1 protein-coding gene is annotated in these 575 nt (G+C 69.4%); it reads right to left on the bottom strand.

The genetic code is table 11. The features are described 5' to 3' along the window. Positions 1 to 575 (bottom strand): ABC transporter transmembrane domain-containing protein (locus OEZ60_RS22195; RefSeq protein ID WP_263341060.1); only part of this gene is annotated, 575 nt, incomplete at both ends.

The raw sequence follows: 575 nt of genomic DNA, 5'->3' as shown, positions 1-575 counted from the left end.
CCCGGCGTGGTCGCGGTGTCGCCGAAGAGGCTGACCGCGCTCAGCGCCACCACCGCGGCGATCGCGAAGCCCGAGAGCGTCTCCATCAGCGGGCTCGTCGCCGCCTCGAGCCGCGCCAGCGCATTGGCGCGGCTCTCGACCGAGGCCACCGCGCTGCGCATCCGCTCGGCCATGCTGTCCTCGAGCGCGAAGGCCTTGACGACGCGGATCCCCGCCGAGGTCTCCTGGATCACCTTGATGATCTCGGCCGCCGAGGCCATCTCGGCCTCCATGATCTGGCGCACCCGGCCGAGGATCTTGCGGATCCCGAACATCGCCGCCGGGCCGAAGATCAGCGAGAAGAGCGACAGCGCCGGCTGCTGGTAGAACATCACCGCGACGAGGCCGAGCAGCGACAGCAGATCGCGCACGAAGGACATCACGATCGTGTCGATGACCCGCCGCGCCGATTCCGCCGAGAGCGTCATCCGCATCAGCAGGTCCGACGAGGCGCGGTCGTTGAAGAAGGCGACGCCGTGCTGGAGGATGCGGTCGTAGAGCTTGCGCTGCTGGGCCGCGACGATGCTGTTGCCGGC

The sequence above is a fragment of the Albidovulum salinarum genome (assembly GCF_025673475.1).
In the GTDB taxonomy this organism is placed as follows: domain Bacteria; phylum Pseudomonadota; class Alphaproteobacteria; order Rhodobacterales; family Rhodobacteraceae; genus Albidovulum; species Albidovulum salinarum.
Note: the sequence above shows the minus strand (reverse complement) of the source record. Positions and strands in the feature narration are given on the sequence as shown.